Origin of the sequence: Plantibacter lichenum (assembly GCF_050587525.1) — a bacterium.
In the GTDB taxonomy this organism is placed as follows: domain Bacteria; phylum Actinomycetota; class Actinomycetes; order Actinomycetales; family Microbacteriaceae; genus Plantibacter.
Genome location: NZ_JBOBFT010000016.1, coordinates 62,458 through 86,966 on the forward strand (window position 1 = coordinate 62,458; position 24,509 = coordinate 86,966).

General features: G+C 69.6%; 18 protein-coding genes and 1 tRNA gene. 11 read left to right on the forward strand and 8 right to left on the reverse strand.

What is annotated here, in order from left to right; all coding sequences use genetic code 11:
* Positions 1 to 127: 127 nt before the first annotated feature.
* Both ACQ3HB_RS18365 and argS read right to left on the reverse strand, forming a co-directional pair.
* A complete protein-coding gene (locus tag ACQ3HB_RS18365) occupies positions 128 to 913 on the reverse strand; it encodes an LmeA family phospholipid-binding protein (protein WP_430922032.1) in 786 nt (261 codons plus the stop codon).
* Between the two features lie 188 nt (positions 914 to 1,101).
* On the reverse strand, positions 1,102 to 2,778 hold the full coding sequence (gene argS / locus ACQ3HB_RS18370) for an arginine--tRNA ligase (protein ID WP_430922034.1): 1,677 nt from the start codon (positions 2,776 to 2,778) through the stop codon (positions 1,102 to 1,104).
* Positions 2,779 to 2,965: 187 nt separating this feature from the next.
* Between argS and ACQ3HB_RS18375 the strand changes: the two genes are divergently transcribed.
* Both ACQ3HB_RS18375 and ACQ3HB_RS18380 read left to right on the forward strand, forming a co-directional pair.
* Positions 2,966 to 3,040, forward strand: a tRNA-Arg gene (locus ACQ3HB_RS18375).
* Positions 3,041 to 3,084: 44 nt separating this feature from the next.
* The gene (locus tag ACQ3HB_RS18380; RefSeq protein WP_430922036.1) at positions 3,085 to 3,801 is read left to right on the forward strand and encodes a 4'-phosphopantetheinyl transferase family protein; all 717 of its coding nucleotides are present in this window, start codon (positions 3,085 to 3,087) and stop codon (positions 3,799 to 3,801) included.
* Positions 3,802 to 3,988: 187 nt separating this feature from the next.
* On the opposite strand, the gene ACQ3HB_RS18385 is transcribed toward ACQ3HB_RS18380, so the two are convergent.
* Complete coding sequence (locus tag ACQ3HB_RS18385) at positions 3,989 to 5,308, reverse strand: M1 family metallopeptidase (RefSeq protein ID WP_430922038.1); 1,320 nt, start codon at positions 5,306 to 5,308, stop codon at positions 3,989 to 3,991.
* A 35-nt stretch (positions 5,309 to 5,343) separates the two neighbouring features.
* Entirely contained in the window at positions 5,344 to 9,327 is a 3,984-nt protein-coding gene (locus ACQ3HB_RS18390; RefSeq protein ID WP_430922108.1) for a Pls/PosA family non-ribosomal peptide synthetase, read from the reverse strand.
* Positions 9,328 to 9,686: 359 nt separating this feature from the next.
* Between ACQ3HB_RS18390 and ACQ3HB_RS18395 the strand changes: the two genes are divergently transcribed.
* Complete coding sequence (locus ACQ3HB_RS18395) at positions 9,687 to 11,015, forward strand: aminotransferase class III-fold pyridoxal phosphate-dependent enzyme (protein ID WP_430922040.1); 1,329 nt, start codon at positions 9,687 to 9,689, stop codon at positions 11,013 to 11,015.
* A 172-nt stretch (positions 11,016 to 11,187) separates the two neighbouring features.
* On the opposite strand, the gene ACQ3HB_RS18400 is transcribed toward ACQ3HB_RS18395, so the two are convergent.
* Positions 11,188 to 12,021 (reverse strand): DUF3097 domain-containing protein, encoded by an 834-nt coding sequence (locus ACQ3HB_RS18400; protein WP_430922041.1) that lies wholly within the window; start codon positions 12,019 to 12,021, stop codon positions 11,188 to 11,190.
* A 134-nt stretch (positions 12,022 to 12,155) separates the two neighbouring features.
* Positions 12,156 to 12,902, reverse strand: a complete 747-nt coding sequence (locus tag ACQ3HB_RS18405; protein WP_430922043.1) for a gamma-glutamyl-gamma-aminobutyrate hydrolase family protein — start codon at positions 12,900 to 12,902, stop codon at positions 12,156 to 12,158.
* Between the two features lie 418 nt (positions 12,903 to 13,320).
* Between ACQ3HB_RS18405 and ACQ3HB_RS18410 the strand changes: the two genes are divergently transcribed.
* From ACQ3HB_RS18410 to ACQ3HB_RS18435, 6 genes are all read left to right on the forward strand, one after another.
* Positions 13,321 to 15,360 (forward strand): TPM domain-containing protein, encoded by a 2,040-nt coding sequence (locus ACQ3HB_RS18410; protein ID WP_430922045.1) that lies wholly within the window; start codon positions 13,321 to 13,323, stop codon positions 15,358 to 15,360.
* A gap of 157 nt (positions 15,361 to 15,517) precedes the next feature.
* Positions 15,518 to 16,312 carry a PspA/IM30 family protein gene (locus tag ACQ3HB_RS18415; RefSeq protein ID WP_430922047.1) on the forward strand — a complete coding sequence of 265 codons (795 nt, stop codon included), beginning with the start codon at positions 15,518 to 15,520 and terminating at the stop codon, positions 16,310 to 16,312.
* 148 nt (positions 16,313 to 16,460) lie between these two features.
* Positions 16,461 to 17,411 carry an arginase family protein gene (locus ACQ3HB_RS18420; protein WP_430922048.1) on the forward strand — a complete coding sequence of 317 codons (951 nt, stop codon included), beginning with the start codon at positions 16,461 to 16,463 and terminating at the stop codon, positions 17,409 to 17,411.
* Positions 17,408 to 18,817 carry a dihydrolipoyl dehydrogenase family protein gene (locus tag ACQ3HB_RS18425; protein WP_430922050.1) on the forward strand — a complete coding sequence of 470 codons (1,410 nt, stop codon included), beginning with the start codon at positions 17,408 to 17,410 and terminating at the stop codon, positions 18,815 to 18,817. The genes ACQ3HB_RS18420 and ACQ3HB_RS18425 overlap by 4 nt, the downstream gene beginning before the upstream one ends.
* On the forward strand, positions 18,814 to 19,212 hold the full coding sequence (locus ACQ3HB_RS18430; protein WP_430922052.1) for a Fe-S oxidoreductase: 399 nt from the start codon (positions 18,814 to 18,816) through the stop codon (positions 19,210 to 19,212). Before ACQ3HB_RS18425 ends, ACQ3HB_RS18430 begins: the two co-directional genes overlap by 4 nt.
* A 126-nt stretch (positions 19,213 to 19,338) precedes the next feature.
* Positions 19,339 to 20,373, forward strand: coding sequence for an LLM class flavin-dependent oxidoreductase (locus ACQ3HB_RS18435; RefSeq protein ID WP_430922054.1), 1,035 nt, complete (start codon positions 19,339 to 19,341; stop codon positions 20,371 to 20,373).
* A 246-nt stretch (positions 20,374 to 20,619) separates the two neighbouring features.
* On the opposite strand, the gene ACQ3HB_RS18440 is transcribed toward ACQ3HB_RS18435, so the two are convergent.
* Both ACQ3HB_RS18440 and ACQ3HB_RS18445 read right to left on the reverse strand, forming a co-directional pair.
* Positions 20,620 to 21,078 carry an SIP domain-containing protein gene (locus tag ACQ3HB_RS18440; protein ID WP_430922056.1) on the reverse strand — a complete coding sequence of 153 codons (459 nt, stop codon included), beginning with the start codon at positions 21,076 to 21,078 and terminating at the stop codon, positions 20,620 to 20,622.
* 64 nt (positions 21,079 to 21,142) lie between these two features.
* Positions 21,143 to 21,643 (reverse strand): carboxymuconolactone decarboxylase family protein, encoded by a 501-nt coding sequence (locus tag ACQ3HB_RS18445; RefSeq protein ID WP_430922057.1) that lies wholly within the window; start codon positions 21,641 to 21,643, stop codon positions 21,143 to 21,145.
* A gap of 270 nt (positions 21,644 to 21,913) precedes the next feature.
* Between ACQ3HB_RS18445 and ACQ3HB_RS18450 the strand changes: the two genes are divergently transcribed.
* The gene (locus ACQ3HB_RS18450) at positions 21,914 to 22,924 is read left to right on the forward strand and encodes an alpha/beta fold hydrolase (protein ID WP_430922059.1); all 1,011 of its coding nucleotides are present in this window, start codon (positions 21,914 to 21,916) and stop codon (positions 22,922 to 22,924) included.
* 225 nt (positions 22,925 to 23,149) lie between these two features.
* A complete protein-coding gene (locus ACQ3HB_RS18455; RefSeq protein ID WP_430922060.1) occupies positions 23,150 to 24,505 on the forward strand; it encodes an O-acetylhomoserine aminocarboxypropyltransferase/cysteine synthase family protein in 1,356 nt (451 codons plus the stop codon).
* The last annotated feature ends 4 nt before the right edge of the window (positions 24,506 to 24,509 follow it).

Consider the following 24,509-nt stretch of genomic DNA (forward strand, 5'->3'; position numbering starts at 1 on the left):
GTCACCGCCGGATCATGCGGCGGGTGTGCGTCAGAGTCTACTGATCACCGGCCGTGGAGCCGAATCGAGGACGTCACAGAGCGGCTCGATCCGGCATCCGACCGCCAGCGCCACGAGACGGACAGCCTCAGGAGCAGGTGCCGAGGTCCTGCAGCGAGGCGGCGTCGAGACGGAGGCTCGCGGAGGACAGCTTCGCCGTCGCCCTCGACGGCGTGACCACGAGCTCATCGAGCACCGTGCCCTTCGGGAGGTACTGCGCGACGCAGATGCTCGGCGGGTCGTTCTGCAGCAGTGCCGTGGCCGCGCCGCTCAGGTCGACGACGCCGAACGCGCCCGTGTCCACGTTGACCGACGTCGGCGTGAGGGTCACACGATCTGCGGAGGCCGTCGGCTGCACCTCGAAGTCGTACGGGACCGTGAGACCGAGGACCCGCAACTCGTCCGCGTAGCCGATCGCATCGGTTCCGAGGGTGATCGTCCCGGACAGTCCTGCCGCGTTCGCGACCTGCTGAGTCGCCGTCGCATCGAGCGCGATCGTGGCCCGGACGTCCTGGATCGTCTTCGTCTGGTCGACGGGGACCCCCTTCGCCGTGACCTCGACGTTCAACGGGATACCGTCGACCGTCGTCTTCGGCGCCGACAGGCGGACCTCCTCGAACGAACCCGTGAGGTATTGGGCGATGACGGACGCGCCACCGATCGAGACGTCGACGTCCGCGCGCACGTTCGACGGGAGGTGCTGTTCGATCTCCGACTGCACGCGCTGCTGGGCGACGCCGCGGACGATCGTGTCCGCGAGGAAGAAGAGCGCGACCAGCACCACGAGGACGCCGAGGACGATGACGATGACGAGCGGCAACCAGGGGCGTCGACGGGGTGCTGTCACGGTCGTGCCTGGGGCCTGGGTCGTCATCGCTCCAGCGTATCCCCGCGACCTCCCCCGTTCGAGGGCCCGTCAACCGCCCAAACCTCCGTTTTCGTGCAAGAAGTGCCCTCGAAAACGGGCGTATTGCACGAAAACGGAGGTTTGGGGACGTTCAGGGATCGCGGCGACCGGGATCGGATCGTTACATGCGCTGACGCGTCGGCGGAGCTCCGGCGCTACATGCGCTCCGGAGCGGAGACGCCGAGGAGGTCGAGACCGTTGCGGATGACCACACCGGTCGCGTCGTTCAGCCACAGACGCGTGCGGTGGAGGTCCGTGACCGGCTCCTCGCCCATCGGCACGACACGGCAGTTGTCGTACCAGCGGTGGTAGAGGCTCGCGATCTCCTCGAGGTGACGGGCGATGCGGTGCGGTTCGCGCAGCTCGGCCGATTGGGCCACGATGCGCGGGAACTCCTGCAGCGCACCGAGGAGCGCGGATTCGGTCTCGTGCTCGAGCAGTTCGGGAGCGAACGCGCTGCGGTCGACACCCGATGCGGCGGCGTTGCGCCCCACGGAACTCGTCCGGGCGTGCGCGTACTGCACGTAGAAGACGGGGTTGTCGTTCGTGCGGCTGCGCAACTGCTCCGGGTCGAGCGCGAGCGGCGAGTCGGCGGGGTAGCGCGCGAGCGAGTAGCGGAGCGCGTCGGTACCGATCCACTCCTGCAGGTCGTTCATCTCGATGATGTTGCCGGCGCGCTTGGACAGCCGGGCGCCGTTGACACTCACCAGCTGGCCGATGAGCACCTCGATGTCGCGGTTCGGGTCGTCGCCGGCCGCACCGGCGAGGGCGCGCAGACGGTGCACGTAACCGTGGTGGTCGGCGCCCAGCAGGTAGATCTTGTGCTGGAAGCCGCGGTCGCCCTTGTTCAGGTAGTACGCGGCATCGGCGGCGAAGTAGGTGAAGACGCCGTTGCCACGACGGATGACGCGGTCCTTGTCGTCGCCGAAATCGGTCGTGCGCACCCACACGGCGCCCTCGTCGTCGTACACGTGGCCCTGTTCGCGCAGGCGGTCGACGGCCTGGTCGATGAAGCTCGTGCCGTCAGGGCCCTCCGCGTGGAGGGTGCGCTCGCTGAACCAGACGTCGAACTCGACGTTGAAGCGGCTGAGCGATGCCTTGATCTCGCCGAGCTGCAGTTCGTACGCGCGCTCGCGAGCGATCGCGGATGCTTCGTCGTCCGGGCGGTCCAGGAGGTCGGGGACCTCGGCGAGGACGCGCTCGGCGAGTTCGGTGATGTACGCGCCGGGGTAGCCGCCCTCCGGAGTGGGCTCACCCTTGGCCGCCGCGAGGATCGACGCCGCGAAGGTGTCCATCTGGTTGCCGGCGTCGTTGATGTAGTACTCGCTCGCCACGGTCGCGCCGGAAGCCTTGAGGATCCGCGCGATCGAGTCACCGAGCGCCGCCCAGCGGGTGTGGCCGATGTGGAGCGGTCCCGTGGGGTTGGCCGAGACGAACTCGAGGTTGATGGAGGCGCCCGCCTGCGACTCGTTGCGGCCGAACTCCGGGCCGGCGTCGACGATCGTCTTCGCGAGCGCACCGGCGGCAGCTGCGTCGAGGCGGATGTTGATGAAGCCGGGACCCGCGACCTCCGCGGAGGAGACCCCGTCGATGCCGACGAGCGCCTCGACGAGTTCCTGCGCGAGCTCGCGCGGGTTGGACCCGACGCGCTTCGCGAGCTTCATGGCGATGTTGCACGCCCAGTCGCCGTGATCACGGTTCTTGGGGCGCTCCAGCACGACGTCGGCGGGGCTCAGCGTGAACTCGTCCTCGATGCCGGCGGCCTGGCGTCGTCGTTCCGCGATGGGGAGGACGATGTCGAACAGGGCTTTGGCGAGGTCTTCAGGAGTCACGGGGAACGATTCTACCGGGCGGGCACTGGGGTGCGCGCCCGCTGTCCACAGGGGAACACGGCATCGGCGCACCACAGGACGACTTCCGCCGGGCGGCACGACCGATCCCGGGATCCGTCCCGCCATCCGGCCGAAGTCCTCCTGCCGTACCGATCGACGGCGCAACTCTGGTAACTTGATGGTGTCCGCCTTCGTAGCTCAGCGGAAGAGCGCTTCCCTCCGGAGGAAGAAGTCGCTGGTTCGAATCCAGTCGAGGGCACCACAGCACCGCCTGCATCACCGGCCCGTCTTCGGGATACTGGACGCATGGCATCCGACGCACCGAACGATTCGGCACGCTCCGCACCGAGCGTCTCGCTCCGTTGGGTCGACCCGCGCGACGACGTCTTCGACGAGGGCCTCGCCGTCCTCGCCCTGAGCGATGCGGAGCACGCTCGCCTCGCCTCGACCTCCGATCGCCGGCGGTTCCTGCTGGGCCGGGCGCTGCTCCGCGCGACCGCTGCGGAACTCCTCGGAGTGGAACCGGCAGCCGTCCGCATCTCCGCCGCCTGCCCCGACTGCGGCCGGGAGCACGGCAAGCCGGAAGCGACGACGGAGGACGGACGACGAGTCCACCTCTCACTCAGCCACTCCCCCGTCGCCACAGCCGCCACCGCCTCGCTCGACGGCGCCGTCGGCATCGACGTCGAACAGCTCGATGCGTCGCGGTTCGCCGGAGTGGAGGATGTCGCGCTCTCGGCGGCGGAGCGGGAGGACTGGCTGACGCTGCCCGAGGAGGACCGGATCGGCGCGCTCGCACACTTCTGGACGCGCAAGGAAGCGGTCGTGAAGGCGTTGGGGCCCGGGCTGCGGTTGGATCCGGCGACGATCGAGGTCACGACGCCTGGTCGCGACGGGGACGAGCCGCGCGTGCTGAGGGTGCCGGGTGTCGATGCTGCGACGATCACGCTGCAGGACATCGGGCTCGCCGAGGGGCTCGCGGTGAGCATCGCCGTCGTCGCACCCCTCGCCCCACCGTCATAACTCCTTCGATTTCGACATCGCTCGGGACCGATCCGCGGAATTCCGGGCTTCTGCCCGGAGCGACGGGTCGGATCGAAGGAGTTATGCGCGATCGGGACCCTTCGACAGGCTCAGGGACCGGGGCGTTCAGGGACCGGACGACCGGTCACTGAGCTTGTCGAAGTGCCCCCAGGGACCGGGCGCAGGCTCAGCGACGCGGGAAGGCCGGCAGCGCCGTGTCGAACAGCCAGGCGGCGAAGAGCTCGTCGAGCGCCGCCGCATCGGCAGGACCGGCGACCTCAGCGGCGAGCGCCGTGAAGTCCGCCGTGCGCACCGAGCCGTGACGGTGCCGGCTCGTCCAGGTGTGCAGGAGCTCGAAGAAGGCCTCGTCGCCGAGCAGCAGCCGGACGGCGTGCAGCGTGATCGCACCGCGCTTGTACACACGGTCGTCGAACATCAGCTCAGGCCCCGGATCCGCGAGGAGGAGGTCCTGCGGCGCGTGCGCCAGCTGCCGGTGGTGCGCCTTCGCGCATGCATCGGCGCTCTGGCCTCCCGACGCCTCCGACCACACCCATTCGGCGTAGCAGGCGAACCCCTCGTGCAACCAGATGTCCTGCCATCTGGCGGACGTGACGCTGTTCCCGAACCACTGGTGGGCCAGTTCGTGCGCGATGAGCCGTTCGGAGCCGCCGTGGCCGTCGACGTGGTTGCGGCCGAAGATCGAGAGCCCCTGTGCTTCGAGCGGGATCTCGAGTTCGTCATCGGTCACGACGATGCCGTACTCGGCGAACGGATACGGGCCGAAGCGCGACGCGAAGACCTCGATCATGCGGGCCTGGTCGGCGAAGTCGTGTCGGAACTCGGTGGCCAGCTCCTCCGGCAGGTGCGCGACGACCGGCACCCCGCCGCTCGCTGCGGGGTCTCCCACGACGAGTCGGCTGTACCGGCCGATCTGCACGGTCGCGAGGTAGCTCGCGGTCGGCGCCGGCTCTTCGTACACCCATGTGGTCGTCGACGACTTCTGGACTCGCGACACGAGTCGTCCGGGCGCGATGACGGCGTACGAGGACCCCGTCGTGATGCTCACGCGGTAGCTCGCCTTGTCGTCCGGGCGGTCGTTGCACGGATACCAGGTGCCCGCGCCGGAGGGCTGCGAGGCGACGATGACGCCGTCCTCGAGTTCCTCCCAGCCGATGTCCCCCCACCGGCTGCGGGTGGGCTTCGGCGCACCGCCGTAGCGGACGACGACCGTGAAGGTCGCGCCGTCGATGATCGCGCGACGCGGCGTGATGGTGAGCTTGCCGTTCGAGTGGGTCACCCGTGCCGCGGACGTCCCGTCGACCGTGACCTTCGCGACGCGCATGCCGATGAGGTCGAGCGAGAACCGGTCGAGGGCTTCCGTCGCGACGGCGCGGAGCGTCGCCGTCCCCCGCAGGCCGTTCCGGTCCACGTCGTAGGCGAGGTCGAGGTCGATGTGCTCGGTCCGGTAGCCGTCCTGGCCGCTCGACGGCGTGTACGGGTCGATCACCGGCCGACTCTGCGGAAGCCCACCGCGCGTGGGCGTCATGCGCCCGCCGCCAGCGTGCGGTACTCGGCGACCGTGACGTCCCGCCACGGGCCGATCGGGTTCCCGCTCCACCGGCTGCCCGTCGGCACGGTCTCGCCGCGCATCACGAGGGACACGGGTCCGACGGTCGCGTCGGCGTCGATCCGGGCGCCGGGCAGGATCACGCTGTGCGGGCCGAGGGTCGCGCCGGTCCGGAGTTCGACTTCGTCCATGCTCATGATTCGATCATGGAACAAGTGTGTCTGCACAACGCACCCCCGGTTGACCGTCGCTCCGTCGCCGAGTGCGACGAGGTCGGCTTCCGGCAGCCAGTACGTCTCGCACCAGACGCCCTTGCCGATGCGCGCGCCGAGGGACCGCAGCCACCAGACGAGTGCCGGCGTGCCCGTCGCCGGGACCGCGAACCAGGGCGCCGCGACCATCTCGACGAAGGTGTCGGAGACCTCGTTCCGCCAGATGAACGACGACCACAGCGGATGCTCGCCGACGTGGATGCGACCCACGATCACCCATTTCGCGATGGTGGTGACGATCGCTGCGACGGCGCCGGCCGCCAGCACGACCGCACCGCTCAGCACGATCGACCAGCCAAGGCCGAACATGTCGGCGAGCCACGCGAGCGCGAGCAGCACGAGGAGCCCGATGCCCGTCGTCACCATGACGGGGACGAGGCGTCCGAGCTCCCACAGTGCGCGGGCGACGCGGAGGCGCTTCAGCGGCTTGAACGTGCGATCGTCGTCGGTCTCCGCCACCTGGCGTCGGAGCCGCATGGGCGGGCTGCCGAGCCAGGAGGAGCCTGACTTCGCTTTGCGGGGCGCCGCGGAGAGCACGGCCACGAGCCCGTTCTTCGGCACGTTCGTGCCGGGCCCCGCCATCCCGGAGTTGCCGAGGAAGGCACGCTTGCCGACGGAGGCGTTGGCGATGCGGATCCAGCCGCCGCCGAGTTCGTAGGAGGCGATCATCGTGTCGTCGGCAAGGAACGCGCCATCGCCCACCGTCGTCATCTTCGGGAGGAGGAGCACGGTCGACGCCTCCACGTTCCGACCGACCTTCGCACCCAGCGCTCGCAGCCACACGGGCGTGATGAGGCTCGCGTAGAGCGGGAAGAGGAGCGTGCGCGAGGAGTCGAGGAGCCGTTCGGTCGCCCAGACCTGCCAGCCGACGCGACTCCGCACGGGGAAGAAGCCCTCGCTGAGCCCGAGCCCGAGGAGGCGGACGAGGAGGATCGTCAGGAGGGCGAGGACCACGAACCAGACGAGGGTGGCGACGGGCACCCACGCGAGTCCGCGCATCGTGAACTCGAGGAGCGTCGGCGCACCGGAGGCTCCCGCGGCGATGACGACCGCCCCGAGCGCGAATGCGAGGAAGGGGATGAGGGACAGCGCAGCGGATCCCGCGCCGTACGCGAACAACCAACGACGCTTCCGCGGCGGACGCTCGTCCGGCCAGACGGGCTTCGCCTTGCCGACACGCACGGCGGGCGAACCGGACCACAGATGTCCGGAGGGGACGCGGCCGAAGACGGACGAGCCGGATGCGATCTCCGCGTGCTTGCCGATGCGAGTGCCGGCGAGGAGGGTGCTGCGAGCGCCGACCGTCGCCCCCGCACCGATGTGGATCGCTCCGAGTCGCAGGACGTCGCCGTCCACCCAGTAGCCGCGGAGGTCCACCTCCGGTTCGATCGAGGCGCGGGAGCCGATCGTCAGGAAGCCCGTGATCGGGGGCACGCTGTGCAGGTCGACGTCGCGGCCGATCTTCGCCCCCAGAGCGCGCGCATACGTGGAGATCCAGGGTGCGCCGGCGAGGCTCACCGCACCGACGGAATCGGCGATGCGCTCCGCAAGCCACAAGCGCACGTGCACCGACCCGCCGCGCGGGTGGTCCCCCGGTTCCACGCCCGCGAGGAGGAGCCGGGATGCCACGACCGCGATCCCCATCCGCCCGATCGGCGTGATGAAGAGGACGAACGCCGCGAGGATCCACCACCACGAGATGATCGGGAGGTACGGGACGTCGACGACGAGGTCGAGCACCCGCGCGCCCGCGACGAGGTAGGTGAGCCAACGGAGCCCGACGAGGATGAAGAGGGGGATGCCGAGGAGCGTCTGCGCCCACTGCGTGCCGACAGGGGTGGGGACCGTGGGACGCGCGGCTCCCGTGTTGCTCCGACGTTCCGGATGGCGGCCTTCCAGTTCGGCCGCCATCGCGCCGAGGCGCGGGTGCCCGTAGATGTCAGCGACCGTGAACTCGGGGTCCTTCGTGCGGATGAGCGAGACGAGTTGCGCGGCCGCGAGGCTGCCGCCGCCGAGGTCGAAGAAGTTATCGGACTCCTCGGTGACCGTGACGCCGAGCACGGCCGTCCACTGCTCGCCGAGCCAGGCGGCCGTCCCGCTCAGCTGCGAGGAGGGTGCGCCGTCCGCGCCGCCCGTCCCGCCCCGACCTCCCGCGCGCGGGAGGGGCCACGGGAGCGCCGCCCGGTCGACCTTGCCCGAGGTGCGCGTCGGCAGTTCAGGGACGACGGCGAGGAGGGGGACGAGCGGCGCCGGGAGCTCCTCGCGGAGGCTCGCGAGCGCGACGTCCAGGTCGAACGCGTCCGGATCGCCCACGGCGAGGTAGCCGACGAGGACGGGGTTGCCCGCCGTCGTCTTCTGCACGGCAGCCGCCGCCCCGGACACTCCGGCGAGCGCCTGCAGCGCCGCTTCGATCTCCCCGAGCTCGACACGACGACCGCCGATCTTGACCTGATCGTCCGCGCGGCCCTGAAAGACGAGGCCGGCCGACTCGAAGCGGACGAGGTCACCGCTCCGGTACGCGCGCGCCCAGCCGAGGCTCGGCATCGGCGCGTACTTCTCCGCGTCCTTCGCCGGATCGAGATAGCGAGCGAGGCCCACCCCGCCGATGATGAGCTCGCCCACCTCGCCCTCGCCGACCGGCCTGCCCTCGGCATCGACGACCGCGAGATCCCACCCGTCGAGCGGCAGTCCGATGCGCACGGGCGACTCCCCCGTGAGGAGCGCACCGCACGCGACGACCGTCGCCTCGGTCGGTCCGTAGGTGTTCCAGACCTCTCGGCCGTCGACCGCGAGCCTCGCAGCGAGCTCCGGCGGGCACGCCTCACCGCCGAAGATGAGCATGCGGATGTTCTCGAGTGACTCCGGCGGCCACATCGCGGCGAGGGTCGGAACCGTCGAGACGATCGTGATGCCGCGCGCGACGAGCCACGGACCGAGGTCCATGCCGCTCCGGACGAGCGATCGAGGGGCTGGGACGAGGCACGCCCCGTGACCCCACGCGAGCCACATCTCCTCGCACGACGCGTCGAACGCGACCGACAGCCCCGCCAGCACCCGGTCGCCGGGGCCGATCGGCTCGTCCTGCAGGAACAGGCGTGCTTCGGCATCGACGAACGCGGCGGCGGACCGATGCGAGACCGCGACCCCCTTCGGCGTCCCCGTCGAGCCGGAGGTGAAGATGATCCAGGCGTCGTCGTCCGGGGTCGGCTGGGCGACGATCGGGTTCGCGCTGGTGCTCGGGTGCGGGGCGCGCGCGCTGAAGACGGTGGGGACCGGGGTGGCCTGTGCGATGTTCGCGGCGGCCGTGGTGGTGGCCGTCGCGTGTGCAAACGTGCTCGTGCTCGCCGTCTCGTTCGTGTCCGTGCCCGCCCGAGGCCGCACATCGAGCCTCCCGCCGTCCGTGATGACGGCTGCGACGTCCGCCTCCCCGAACACGAGGCTGGCCCGCTCCTCCGGATCGTCCGCATCGACCGGCACGTACGCGGCGCCCGCCGCGAGGATCCCGAGGATCGCGAGGTACAGCTCCCGCGTCCCGGACCCGATCCGCACGCCCACCCGATCCCCGCGACCGATGCCGGCCGTGACGAGCGACGTCGCGACCGCGTTGGCTCGCGCCATCAGCTCGCGGTAGCTGAGCGAACCGGCTGCGTCCTCCAGAGCTGAGGCCTCCGGATGCTTCGCGACCATCTCCCGCAGGATGTCGAGCAGCGTGCGCTCCGGCGGCGTGCGAGTGCTTCCGAGGAGCAGGCCCGGCGTCGTGGCCGAGTTCTCGACGTCAGCATCGTGCCCGGCGGCCTCGGCCACCGCATCGCTCTCGTGACCGGTCTCGCTCACGTGTCCCCAATCATCGCCGTGCCAGGTGTCGCGCGTGGTGTCCTCAGGTGGACTCCGGGGTCCCGTCCAACGGGCCCGTGAATCCGGTTCAACGCTAGATTCGCCGGGTGGACCGCTGGTGAACGGAGGGCAACCGACAGGTGTCGGCGACGTGATCCTGATCGCCTCCCCGCACTCAGGACCTCCCCACCGAGGGCCGATACGCTGGGACGGTGACCCTCGAATACAGTGTGCCCCAGGAACGCAAGCTCGTCACGGCCATCCCCGGCCCGAAATCGCTCGCTCTCACCGAGCGGCGCCGGAAGGCCGTCTCCCGAGGGGCCGGCAACCTGGCCCCCGTCTGGATGGACCACGGCTCCGGAGGCATCCTCGTCGATGTCGACGGCAACCAGATCATCGACCTCGGCACCGGCATCGGCGTCACGACGATCGGCCACGCCAACCCGGAGGTCGCCGCCGCGGCGGCCGCCCAAGCCCAGAAGCTCACCCACACCCTCTTCACCGTCACGCCGTACGAGAACTACCTGCGCGTGGCCGAGAAGCTCGCCGAGATCACCCCCGGCGACTTCGAGAAGCACTCGATCCTCCTCAACTCCGGCGCCGAAGCGGTCGAGAACGCCGTCAAGATCGCCAAGAAGTACACGGGGCGCCGCGCCATCGTCGCCCTCGACCACGCCTTCCACGGCCGCACGAACCTCACCATGGCGATGACCTACCGCCCCGCCCCCGAGCGCCTCGGCTTCGGCCCGTTCCCCGGCGAGATCTACAGCGTCCCCCTCTCCTACCCCTTCCGCGACGGCCTGACCGGCGACGAAGCGGCAGCCGTCACGATCGACTACATCGAACGGCACATCGGCGCGACAGAGGTCGCAGCATTCTTCGCAGAACCCGTCCTCGGCGACGGTGGCATCGTCATCCCTGCGCCCGGCTACTTCAAGCGCATCAGCGAGTGGTGCACGGAGAACGGCATCGTCTTCGTCGCCGATGAGATCCAGGCCGGCATCGGCCGCACGGGCGCGTGGTACTCGATCGAGCACCACGGCGTCGTCCCCGACCTCATCACCACGGCCAAGGGCATCGCGGGCGGCTTCCCGCTGTCAGCCGTCACGGGCCGCGCCGAGATCATGGACGCCGTGCAGCCCGGTGGCATCGGCGGCACCTTCGGCGGCAACCCCGTCTCGACGGCCGCCGCGCTCGCGACGTTCGACTTCATCGAGCAGAACGACATCCTGGGCGAGGCCCGTCGGGTCGAGGCGACGCTGCGTGCGCGCATCGGCGACTGGGCGGACCGTTTCGACGTCATCGGCGACGTGCGCATCATCGGCGCGATGGCGGGCATCGAACTCGTCGTGCCGGGGACCAAGCAGCCGCACCCCACGGCGCTCGCGTCGATCATCGACTCCTCGATCTCGCAGGGTGTGCTCGCGCTCGACGCCGGCTCGTGGGACTCGGTCCTGCGCCTCCTGCCGAGCGCGGTCATGTCCGACGCGCTCCTGCACGACGCCGCCGATGTCCTCGAGCAGGCCCTCGGGCGTCTCTAGTCGCTGCGCTGTCCCGTCCCACCTGGGGGTTGCACAATTCAGGGACATCCGCACAATTCAGGATGATCTGCCGCGACACGCCGGTCGATCGTCCTGAATTCTGCATCCGTTCCTGAATTGTGCGTGCTCCTCCGACGTCCGGGCGGGCGGGCAGTCGGGGGGGGGCGGCGGGTCAGGCGGGGGCGGTCGTGAAGTCGATGAGGTGCTCCACCTTGCCGAGGAGCTCCGGCTCCAGGTCGTTGAAGCTCCGCACCTGACCGAGGATGCGCTGCCACGCGCGGGCGATGTCTGCCTGCGAGTCGTGCGGCCAGCCGAGCGCCTGGCAGATGCCGTGCTTCCACTCGATGGATCGCGGGATGGTCGGCCACTCACGCAGGCCGACACGTGCGGGCTTCACAGCCTGCCAGACGTCGACGTACGGGTGACCGACGATCAGCACGTTGGAGCCGTTCGGTCCCGACATCACCGCATCGGCGATCCGCTGCTCCTTCGAACCCTTCACGAGGTGGTCGACCAGCACACCGACCCGGCGATTCGGGCCCGGCTTGAACTCCGCCAGCGCGGCGTCGAGATGATCGACACCCGCCAGGTATTCGACGACCACGCCCTCAACGCGCAGGTCGTCACCCCACACCCGTTCGACGAGTTCGGCATCGTGACGGCCTTCGACGAAGATGCGACTCGCGCGGGCGACCCGTGCCTTCGTCTCGACGGCGAATGAGCCGGATGCGGTGCGCGCACGGCCCTGTCTCGCGGCCTTCGGTGCGATGAGGATGATCGGCTGGCCTTCGAGCAGGAACCCGGTGCCGAGCGGGAAGACGCGACGTTTGCCGCGGTAGTCCTCGAGTTCGACCATCTTGGCCTCGACCCTGGTGACCGCGCCGCAGAATCCGCCGAGCTCCTCGATGACGAGATCGTTCACGGCTTCGACTTCGCGGGCGACGACCCGATTCTTCTTCCGCCAGTCGCCGGCGAGCACATCGGATCCGTACCTGTCTTCAGTCACCCTCCAACGTTACCCGCCCCGGGCTTTGCACAATTCAGGAGGATTTCCGGAATGCAGGACAATGCATCGGCGAGTCGGCCCGGATCATCCTGAATTGTGCAGATGTTCCTGAATTGTGCAAACCAGGAGGAGGGTCAGGCTGCGGCGCGCTCGGCCTCACGCGCAAGGCCGCCGAGGAGGAGCGAGAGCTGCTCATCGGTCGTGCCTGGGTCCTCCGGGTGCCACTGCACCCCGGTGATCGGCAGCGTCTCGTGCTCGATCGCCTCGATCGTGCCGTCCGACGACCACCCGACGGCACGGAGGCCGGCGCCGAGACGATCCACCGACTGGTGATGAGCGCTCTGCACCTGAACGGTGCGGTGGCCGAGCCGGAACGCGAGCGCGCTCGTGGGCGACAGCTCGACGGAGTGCGACGTCATGATCTGGTCGACCGGGACGCCCTCATTGCGGTGCGTCGTGTGCTCGCCGAGGTCCTGCACGAGCGTCCCGCCGAGCGCGACGTTGATGATCTGGTGTCCGCGGCAGATGCCGAGAAGCGGCGTCTGGCGCTCGACCGCACGACGCGCGAGGGCGAGCTGCGCGACATCGGCCCGCTCGAAGTGCTGTCCCTCGCCGCGGTAGCCGGATCGGCCGCCGTAGTGGATCGGATCGATGTCGGCACCGCCCATGATGACGATGGCCGAGGCGGATTCCGTGGCGGAGAGGAGGGTCTCCTCGCCGAGGTCGGCGGCGGCGAGACGGCTGACGCGCCATCCGGCACGCTCAGCGGCGGCGATCGTGCGGCCGACGAGCACCTGCACGTAGTCGTGGTAGGCCTGGTCGTCCTCGCGGAACCGGGTGACTTCGACGAGGGCGAGGAGCGGAGAGACGTGTCCCTGCATGTCGCGCCTCCCCCGATTCCGTGACCGTCCCGGACGATCGATGCCACGACCCTTCCGATCGCTGCATCCAGTCTCCGACGCCCCGCGTGAGAAGGCCAGCACGGGCGTAACAGGCTGTCACACACGCCGTCACACACGGCGTCGCACGCTCACTCGTACATCTGCTCCCGCACCATCGCGGCACAGGCGAGCACACGCGGGCACACGCGGAGACGCCGAGGAGGCCAGACGACCGAGAACGAATCGATGCCGTTCGGCGCGTTGCCGACCCCTCGTCCGCCCTCGCCGCGGCCCCTCTCTCTCACCCATCGGCGGCACCGCCGCCAGCCGGACATCAGCTGAGTGCTTCCTGTAGAGAATGCCAACCCGTCACCCTAGACTCGGGGTGAACCACAGGCTGATATGAAGAGGTGGGCCGATGCGGGCGCGATGGGCAGTATCGATCTGGGCGCTGTGCGTCGCACTCCTCGTCGGCGGATCCGGCGTCGCCGCCTTCGCGGCAGACCCCGTCCAGCTCGGCGGCAGCCGCGTCGTGGACGATTCGTCCGTCCTCTCCTCCTCGGAGCTGTCGCAGGTCGAGCAGGCGTCCGCGAAGCTGTCGAGCGACAAGAAGATCGATCTGTGGGTCGTCTACGTCCCGACGTTCACGAACCCGTCCGATGCCGAGGGCTGGGCCAACCAGACGGCCTCGGACAACGGGCTGGGTCCCACCCAGTACCTGCTCGCGATCGCGACCGACGGTCGGCAGATGTACCTGTCCGGCGATTCGAACGGTCCCGTCACGGGTGACCAGCTGGGCGCCATCGAACAGCAGCTCATCCTCCCCGCCCTGCAGAACGACGACTGGGCCGGTGCCGGCGTCGCGGCCGCCACAGGCCTCGCCACGGCTGCCGGCGGCGGCACGGTGAGCGCGGGGGGTTCCGGTGGGGGCGGAGGCGCCGGTTGGGTGATCTTCTGGATCCTCATCGCCGTCGCGGCCATCGCCTTCGTGATGTTCCTCGTGGCACGCAGGCGCAGGAAGGGCGCTGTCGCGGGCGGCGCCAAGGGCGGCGCGAAGGGCGGCCAGGCGGTCGATCCGCTCGCTTCACTCCCCATCGAGGATCTCAGCAGGCAGGCGGGGAGTGCACTCGTCCAGACCGATGACGCCGTCCGCACGAGCGAGGAGGAGCTGGGCTTCGCGACCGCTTCGTACGGCGAGGCGTCGACCGTCGACTTCACGAAAGCGCTCGACCAGGCGAAAGCGGACCTGTCGCAGGCGTTCGCCCTCAAGCAGCGCCTCGACGACGCCGAGCCGGACACGGAAGCCGACACGCGGGCGTGGAACATCCAGATCATCCGTCTGTGCGAGCGGGCGAACCACTCGCTCGACGAGCAGGCCGCATCGTTCGATGAGCTCCGCGCACTGGAGAAGAACGCGCCCGCGGCGGTCGAGGAGATGCGCGCTCGCGCCGCCGCCGCAGGTCCGTCCGTGCAAGCCGCCCGCGACACCGTCGCCTCGCTCGCGACCCGCTACTCCCCCGACGCGTTCGCAACGGTCGTCGACAATCCGGATCAGGCGACGGAACGCCTCGCGTTCGTCGGCACGGCGGTGAACGATGCCAGCACGAAGCTCGCCGCCGGAGATTCCGGCAGCGCGGCGGTCGGCATCCGCGCGGCCGAGGAGGCGCTCGACCAGTCCGCTCTCCTCCTCGGCGCCGTCAAGCGCGTCGAAGCGGACCTCGCGGCGGCGGACCAGGCCGTCGCCGCGCGACTCGCCGAGCTCGACAGCGACCTCGCCGGAGCGAAAGCCCAACCGGGCCCGAACGGTCAGCTCGGCCCCGTCATCGGCTCGACCACCGCGGCCGTCGCAGCCGTCCGTCAGGCGCTCGCCTCCGGTCGTACGAATCCGATCCCGCTGCTCGCCCAGCTCGACGCGGCCAACACACAGATCGACGGCGCGATGCAGGGCGTGCGAAGCGCGATCGAACAGCAGCAGCGTGCAGCGGCAGCCCTCGGACAGGCGCTCACGACGGCGCAGGCGCAGGTCTCCGCCGCCGAGGACTTCATCACCTCGCGTCGAGGAGCGGTCGGCGCGGAAGCCCGCACCCGACTCGCCGAATCGGGACGGACGCTCGTGCAGGCCCAGAGCCTCGCCGCGACCGATCCCGCCCAGGCGCTCGCCCTCGCACAACGCGCCAACAGCCTCGCATCGCAGGCCGTGCAGTACGCGCAGTCCGACGTCGGCCAGTTCCAGACCCAGTCGAACGGCGGAGGCGGCAACAACGGCGTCCTCGGCGCCGTGCTGGGCGGCATCCTCATCAACTCCGTCCTCGGCGGCGGAGGAGGCGGAGGCGGCGGGATGTTCGGCGGCGGAAGCAGTGGCGGCGGCCGCTCCAGTGGTGGCGGCGGCTCCTCGCGCAGCCCGGGCAGCTTCGGCGGCAGCGGCACCAGGTCCAGGCGCGGCGGCGGTCGATTCTGATGCGTTCACACACGCACGATCGGGCCGCGCCGGCGCGGGCACACGCGACCGAGATCGACGCCATGACCGCTTCGCGTCGGCACGCCCCGCCCCAACACTTCGAACACCGTCCACGATTCGCAGCAACCCGTTCGGCAGCATTCAGAGAGGAAACACCATGACCGCCAAACAGTCCATCTTCGGACGCATCGCCCAGCTCACCAAAGCGAACATCAACGCTCTGCTCGACTCCGCAGAGGACCCGCAGAAGATGCTCGACCAGATGGTGCGCGACTACACGAACAGCATCGCCGACGCCGAGAGCGCCATCGCCGAGACGATCGGCAATCTGCGCCTCCTGGAGCAGGACCACAAGGAAGACGTCGATGCTGCGGCCGAGTGGGGCGCGAAGGCCCTCGCCGCGAGCCGCAAGGCCGACGAACTCCGCCAGGCCGGGAACACGGGCGACGCCGACAAGTTCGACAACCTCGCGAAGGTCGCCCTCCAGCGTCAGATCAGCTCCGAGGGTGAGGCCAAGCAGGCCGAACCGCAGATCGCTTCGCAGACCAAGGTCGTCGACCAGCTGAAGAGCGGCCTCAACGGCATGAAGCAGAAGCTCGAGCAGCTGAAGTCGAAGCGCAGCGAGCTCGTCGCCCGTTCGAAGACCGCCGAAGCGCAGAAGAAGGTCAACGACGCCGTCGGCAGCATCGACATCCTCGACCCCACGAGCGAGCTCAGCCGCTACGAGGACAAGATCCGCCGCGAAGAGGCGAAGGTCCTCGGCCAGTCCGAGCTCGCCGCTTCGAGCCTCGACAACCAGTTCAAGGACCTCGAGGACCTGGGCGAACTGACCGAGGTCGAAGCCCGTCTCGCAGCCCTCAAGGGCGGCGGCAGCCCCGCCGTCTCCGCCGCACCCACGGCATCGGCCATCGAGGCGTCCGGCCCCGAGTACACGCCGGGAACATCCAACTGACGCGAGTCGTTCCATCAGGACAGGGTCCGGTTCCGAAGCCGTCAACGGCAGCTCGGAGCCGGGCCCTGTGCTGCTCCACCGGACCAGCCCACCCGGGAGCAGGCCGGTCCGCCGGCAGGCTCCGCTCGTACCACCTGAAAGGCACCGCATGACCAGTTTCGTCGTCGTCCCACAGTGGCAGGGATCCGGATCCTCGCGAGCGATGCAGCTCGTCGACGGTGCGCAGGCGATCCGCGGTGATCTGCCGAGCGCGGCGACGACCGTCGTCGACGTGCCCATCGAGGCCGGCGAATCGCTCGGGACGGGCATCCGCAGGCTGAGCACGCTCACGATGACGGCGGAACGGCAGCGCATCGCCCTCGGCCAGGTCGACGGGCCGGTCATCACGATCGGCGGGGACTGCGGTGTGGAGTTCGCGTCGGTCCAGCACGCGATCGCACGGACCGCTCCGGAGTCGACGCTCGCCCTCGTCTGGTTCGACGCCCACGGCGATCTCAACACGCCCGCCGGATCCCGCACGGGCGCGTTCAGCGGCATGGTCGCCCGCGCCCTCCTCGGCGACGGCGAGGAACCGCTCGTCGCCTCCCCCGCCGTCGACCCGTCACGATTCGTCCTCGTGGGAGCCCGCGACCTCGACGATGCGGAGGTCGCCTACCTCGCCGAAACGCCGCTGCCGGTGGTCGACGCCGACACCGTCACACCGGCCGAGGTCGTCGCCGCCGTCGAATCGACCGGCGCGACCCACGTGTACATCCACGTCGACCTCGACGTCCTCGACCCGTCCGACCTCACCGCCGTGAGCTCCGGCGTGCCGTTCGGGGTGCCGCTCGCGCGCCTCGTCGAGACCGTCACCGCCCTCAAGCAGCGGTTCGGATTCGCGGGAGCCGGGGTCACGGGCTTCGCACCGTCCTCGGCGGCCGCTGCGAGCGACGACCTCGGCACCATCCTGCGCATCATCGGCGCGCTCTCCCGTGAACCGAAACCTGTTGAGCAGCAGCCCGCCGAGCAGCCGTCCCCGGAGCAGCAGCCCGCGGAGCGGCAGCCCACAGACCAGAACGCCTCGAACACCGACACGAAGAACCACTCGGAGGAATCATGAGCACCACGTACGACCTCATCGTCATTGGAGCCGGCCCCGTCGGCGAGAACGTCGCGGACTACGCGCACCGGGAGGGTTTGAGCGTCGTCATCGTCGAGAGCGAACTCGTCGGCGGCGAATGCTCCTACTGGGCCTGCATGCCGTCGAAGGCGCTCCTGCGTTCCGGCTCGGCCCTCCGCGCCGCTCAGCGCGTCGCCGGCGCCGTTCCGGCCGACGTGAAGCTCGACCCCATCGCCGTCCTCGCCCGCCGCGACTCGTTCACGAGCAACTGGTCCGATGCCGGACAGGTCGACTGGCTGACGGGCGCCGGCATCGATCTCGTCCGCGGACACGGCCGCATCACGGGCGAACGAGAAGTGACCGTCGAGACGCCGGACGGCGAACACCGCATCCTCCGCGCCACCCACGCCGTCGCGGTGAGCACGGGCAGCGCGGCGCTGCTGCCGGACATCCCGGGCATCGCCGATGTCCAGCCGTGGACGAGCCGTGAGGCGACCGCCGTCGAGCAGATCCCGGAGAGCGTCGTCATCCTCGGCGGCGGTGTCGTCGCGACCGAGATGGCGACCGCCTATCAGGCCCTCGGGTCCTCGGTCACGCTCGTCGCGCGTGGCAGCGTGCTGGGCGGCCAGGAGCCGTTCGTCGGCGACCTCGTGTCCGCCGGGCTCCGCGAGCTGGGCGTCACGATCGTCCACGGCACCCCGACAGCCGTCTCGCGGGAGCACGGCGTCGTCACGCTCACCCTCGGCGACGAGTCCGTCACGGGCGCGGAACTCATCGTCGCGACCGGGCGCACCCCTCGCACCGACGACCTCGGACTCGACAGCATCGGTGTGAAGCCCGGCACGTGGCTCGACGTCGACGACCACCTCCAGGTGCACGGCTTCGACTGGCTCTATGCGGCCGGCGACGTCAACCACCGTGCGCTCCTCACCCACCAGGGCAAGTACCAGGCGCGTGCCGCAGGGAAGGTCATCGCCGCCCGCGCGAACGGCGACTCGATCGTCTCGACGCCGTGGAGCGACCACGTCGCCACCGCCGACCACGCCGCCGTTCCGCAGGTCATCTTCAGCGAGCCGGAGGTGTCGGCCGTCGGCCTCACCGCGGCCGCCGCCGAGAAGGCGGGCCTCCGCACCCGGGTCGTCGACTACGAGCTCGGGTCCGTCGCCGGATCCAGCCTGCAGGCCGACGGGTACGCGGGCAAGGCCCGCATCGTCGTCGACGAGGACCGCGGCGTCATCGTGGGTGCGACGTTCGTCGGGCAAGAAGTCGCCGAGCTCGTCCATGCGGCGACGATCGCGGTCGTCGGCGAGGTCCCGCTCAGCCGTCTCTGGCACGCCGTCCCCTCGTATCCGACCATGAGCGAGATCTGGCTGCGCCTTCTCGAGACGTACCGGAGCGAGGCGTGACAGAGGCTGCGACACCACGGTCTCGCCGGAGCGGCGGGTTCCTGCTCGACACCCCGATCAGCCGCCTCGGGTACCTGTACGCCACGCTCGTCGGGCTGATCTGGGGATCGATCTGGAGCACCGGGCCGGTCGAGCGTCGGGACGGCCTCTTCGTGTTCCGCGGCATGCCGAAGTGGACGTTCGGGCGCGGTGGATCGTGTGTGGGCGCGTGCTACCTGACCGACCAGAACGTGTCATCGGCGGTCCTCCAGCATGAGGCCGTGCACAAGCGGCAGTGGCAGCGGTACGGGATGCTGTTCCCGCTCATGTACGCGATCTCCGGGCGCGATCCGCTCCGCAACCGCTTCGAGATCGAGGCCGGACTCGAGCGCGGCGGCTACATCCGCCCGAGCTAAGCCTCCAAGTCCGCGAGGTGTCACATATGGCTCGTCCGACCCCGTTCCGACTGGCCATATGTGACACCTCGCGGGCCGAGGAATAGAACCGGAGCGCCGAGTGTATTCATATGTATGGAACTTGGCGTGTACACCTTCGGAGACATCCACCGCGACCCCGTGACTGGGGAACGCACGACACCGGCGCAGCAACTGCGCAACACGATCGAGCGCGTGAAACTCGCCGACGAGCTCGGCCTCGACTGGTTCGGCATCGGCGAGCACCACCGCACCGACTACTCGATCTCGGCCCCGGCGACCGTTCTGGCCGCAGCGGCGACCGTCACCGAACGCATCCGCCTCGGCAGCGCCGTCACCGTCCTCAGCACCGAGGATCCCGTCCGCGTGTACCAGCAGTTCGCGACGATCGACCTCCTGAGCGGCGGACGCGCGGAACTCACCGCCGGACGCGGCTCGTTCATCGAATCGTTCCCGCTCTTCGGGGCGACGCTGAACGACTACGACGCCCTCTACGAGGAGAAGCTGGCCCTCCTCCTCGAGATCGACCGGAACGAACGCGTCACGTGGTCCGGCCACTTCCGACCTGCGCTCTCCGATGCGCAGATCCTGCCGCGGCCGCTCAACGACCACCTCGACATCTGGGTAGCGACGGGCGGGAACCCGGCATCGTCCGCCCGCGCGGGCAAGCTCGGCCTCCCCGTGAACTACGCGATCATCGGCGGACTCCCGGAGCGTTTCGCGCCTCTCGTCGACCACTACCGCAAACACGCGGCGCAGGCCGGTCACGATGTCGCGGCGCTCAAGGTCGCCGTCTCCGGATTCGGGTTCGTCGCGGACGACAAGACGAAGGCCAAGTCGACCTTCCTCCCCTACTGGCTCGATTCGATGCGCACGATCAGCGCCGAACGGGGCTTCCCGACGCCGACGCCGCTCGCATTCGAGAACGAGACGTCAGCACGCGGCGCGCTCTTCGTGGGAGGGCCGAACGACATCGCGGATCGGATCATCGCGCTCCACGGACACCTGCAGCACGACCGCCAGGCGTTCCAGATGGACCTGTCCGGGATGCCGCAGCGCGAGGTGCTGCGCTCCATCGAGCTGCTGGCGACCGAAGTCAAGCCGCAGGTCGATCGCGAGCTCGGGGCGGCCGTCGCGGCGTAGTCGTCTCGGCCGGTCACCGAGCTTGTCGAGGTACTGCCACGCTGGACCCCACCCTTCGACAGGCTCAGGGACCGGAGTCCGTACACGACCGGCCACCGAGCTTGTCGGGTACTGCCACACTGCCCCACCCTTCGACAGGCTCAGGGACCGGAGTCCGCACACGACCGGCCGTTGAGCTTGTCGAAGCGCTGCCACACTGCCCCACCCTTCGACAGGCTCAGGGACCGGCGAGGAAGCGGAGCCGGGTCAGTGCGAAGCGCGCTCGGACGACGCCTGACGCTGCTTGGCAGCAGCGGAACTCGCGAGCGTCATGCGGAGTTCGTTGCGGAGCTCGACCAGGTGGGCGCTCCCACCGCCGACCCACACGTGGTAATCGGCCGACTCGTGCCCGTCGACGTCGAGCATCTCGCTCGCCCAGGCACGCGCTGCGCGCGAAACGGCCTGGCCGGATGCACAACCACGACCGCTCCCGGGCTCCCCCGTGCGGTCGGCGCGGACGAGCCACGTGACGACGACGCGACCGGGACCGGTGAGCGTACGGACGTCCTCGGCATGGTCGACCTCGACGAAGACCTGACCGCGTGCACAGATCGGCAGCAGACCCAGCACATCGCCGATTTCCGCGATCGACGACGCATCACCGGCGAGGAGCACGTGACGTGCGTCTGCGACGGCGAATTCAGCGGGATCTGCGAAGTAGCTCACGTTTTCAGTATAGGCATGCCTAACCTGACCTGAACACCCCACAGGTGTCGATCACACCGGACGTTCAGGCGACGGTGGGCGGAGTCGGCGCGTCCTGCGGCGCCTCCTCCGGTTCGACGAGGTACCGACTCGTGATCGCGACCCGGTTGAACGCGTTGATCGAGACCGTGATCCAGGCGATCGCCGTGTACTCGCGCTCGTTCAGCACCCGACGCACGCGCTCGTAGACCTCGTCCGGCACGTGGCCGTTCTGGATGAGCGTCATCGATTCGGCGAGGTCGAGGGCCGCGCGTTCGGTGTCGGTGAAGACGGACGTCTCCCGCCATGCTGCGACGAGTCCGAGTCGATCGACGCTCTCTCCGGCGGCGAGCGCCTTCGTCGTGTGCACGCGGAGACAGAACGCGCACCCGTTGATCTGCGAGACACGCAATTGGACGAGTTCTCGGAGGACGGGGCTGATCCCGTTGGCCTTCGCGATGTCACCGACTGTGCTCGCCAACGCGGCGAGCGCCTTGTACGCCTCTGGTTCGGTTCTGGACAGGTGGACTCTCGCGGCATCGGTCACTCCTTGATGGTACGCCGGGCAGTGGCCCTTCGACAGGCTCAGGGACCGCAGGCGACGCACCCTTCGACAGGCTCAGGGACCGCAGGCGACGCACCCTTCGACAGGCTCAGGGACCGGAGGAGACAGGGGCCGGACGGGACGTCAAGGAACGTCATCGACTTGGCGTGGGAGCCGAAGAGGCGAAGGATGGGGTCATCCCCGGCACTGCCGACCACCGGCCCGACCGGCCGCACTCGCACCCGCCAGCCGAACCAGGCACGAAAGGCCCCGATGTCGCACGACCAGCAGACGCAGACCGAGTTCGACTTCCTCCCGCGTGAGGCCGAGGACGTCGGGCACACGGGACCACTGCCATCGGTCCGTCGGGAAACCGTGAGCACCTCCGACGGCGACGTGAGCGCGCTCGTCTGGGGCGATACGGCGCCCGAGGTCGTGTTCCTCCACGGTGCAGGCCTGAACGCCCACACCTGGGACGGGACGTTGCTCGCCCTCGGCGTCCCGGCGATCGCGCTCGATCTGCCGGGTCACGGCGACTCCGCATGGCGGGACGACGCCGACTACCGTCCGTCGACGATCGCGACGGCTGCGGCCGAAGGCGCGACGGCTCTGCTCGCCGAATCGACGGAACTCGACGATGCTTCGGCTGGAAGTGCCGCGTCCGGCGACGCAGCGTCCTCGTCCGCGGGCGTCGTCCTCGTGGGCCAGTCCCTCGGCGGTCTCACGGCGTCGGTGATCGCAGCGTCGCATCCTCGGGTCCTCGCGGCCGGCGTCATCGACGAGCAGGCGCCGGCGCTCGTCCGTGCGCTCGTGATCGTCGACATCTCCCCCGGACTCGACGCCTCGACGGGCGCGTCCCAGGTGCGCGACTTCCTCGCGGGTCCCGCGGACTTCGGCAGCCGCGACGAGATCGTGGACCGCGCCATCGCCTTCGGCTTCGGCCCGACCCGCGACGACGTGAGCCGCGGCGTCTTCCTCAACACACGAGTGAAGGACGACGGTCGCGTAATCTGGAAGCACCACTTCGCGAACCTCGGCGGACTGGCGCCCATCGCTGCAACGAGTTTCGCCCCCATCTGGGACGACCTCGCGCAGGTCACCGTACCCGTGCTCCTCATCGCGGGGACGCGCGGTGTGCTCAGCGAGGAGCAGCGTGCGGAGTTCCAAGAGCGTTTGCCCGAAGCGACGGTCGTCACGATCGAATCCGGTCACAACATCCAGGAGGACGCGCCCGTCGCCCTCGCCGACACCATCCGGGACTTCATCGGCGGCCTTCCGGCCTGATCGGCGAGGTCACCCGACGCGAATCGGCTCCGACAGCGACGGCGGGGCGGGAAGCACCCACCGAGAAGCTCCGCCGACCGAGCCCAGAGGGTACACGCGGACATCACGATCGGATCACTGTGTGACGCCGTGCAACGTGCTGGCTGGCGACGCACGGGAGGGACAACTACGCTCGCCTCACCCCCTCGAAACACCATTTCCGTACCCGATCCAGTTGGAGCGAGCATGACCGCCAACGAGCACGCCGCAGCGGCCTGGCACTTCGACACCGCCCAGGTGCACGCCGGCGCCTCGCCGGATCCGCGGACGGGGGCGCGTGCGACGCCGATCTTCCAGACGACGAGTTACGTCTACGAGTCCTCGCAGGCGGCGTCGGACATCTTCACGCTCCAGGACCTCGGCTCGTATTCGTACACGCGCACGGGCAATCCGACGACCTCGGTCGCGGAGCAGCGGATCGCCGAGCTCGAGGGCGGTCGGGCGGCGGTCGCCTTCGCGAGCGGCCAGTCCGCGACGACCTTCGCCCTGCTCAACCTGCTCCGCTCCGGCGACCACCTCGTGTCGAGTTCCCACGTCTACGGCGGGACCACGGGCCTCTTCATCCGCCGTTTCGCGGAGATCGGGATCACGACGACGTTCGTGGACCACATCCACGACCCGGAGGCGTGGGCCGCGGCGATCACACCCCGGACGCGCGCCGTCTTCGCTGAGAGCATCGGCAACCCGCTCGGCAGCGTCCTCGACATCCGGGCCGTCGCCGATGTCGCGCACGCGGCGGGTGTGCCGCTCGTGATCGACAACACGCTCGCCTCGCCCTACCTCGTCCGCCCACTCGAGCACGGCGCCGACATCGTCGTCCACTCGACCACGAAATTCCTCGCCGGCCACGGTGCCGCGATCGGCGGCGCCGTCGTCGATTCCGGCACGTTCGACTTCGGTGCCGAGCCCGAGAAGTGGCCAGGGTTCACGGAGCCGGAGCAACCGGGCGAGACGCGTCGGTTCTGGCAGGACTTCGGCGACGACGGCATCGCCTACTCCCTCCGTCTCCGCGCCAATCTCCTCCGCGACTACGGAGCGGCCCCGTCGCCGTTCAACAGCTTCCTGCTCATCCTCGGCATCGAGACCCTCAGCCTGCGGATGCGCCAGCACGTCGCCAACGCGGAGACGATCGCCGCGCACCTCCTCGCCCACCCGTCGGTCGAGGCCGTGCACTACGCGGGCCTCCCGACGAGTCCGGAGGCCGACCGGGTGGCGCAGTATCTGCCGAAGGGCGCCGGATCCATCGTGTCCTTCGAGATCCGCGGCGGCTCTGCGGCCGGAAGCGCGTTCGTCGAGTCGCTCGACCTCTTCAGCCACCTCGCGAACATCGGTGACGTCCGCTCCCTCGTCATCCACCCCGCGTCGACCACGCACTCCCAACTGTCGGAGGCCGAGCAACGACGCTCGGGAATCTCCCCATCGCTCATCCGGTTGTCCATAGGCATCGAAGACGCACGCGATCTCATCACGGATCTCGATGCGGCATTCGACCGGGTGAACGCCATCGCGGCGTCGTCATCGCACCACCCACAGCAGTCCTGAAAGG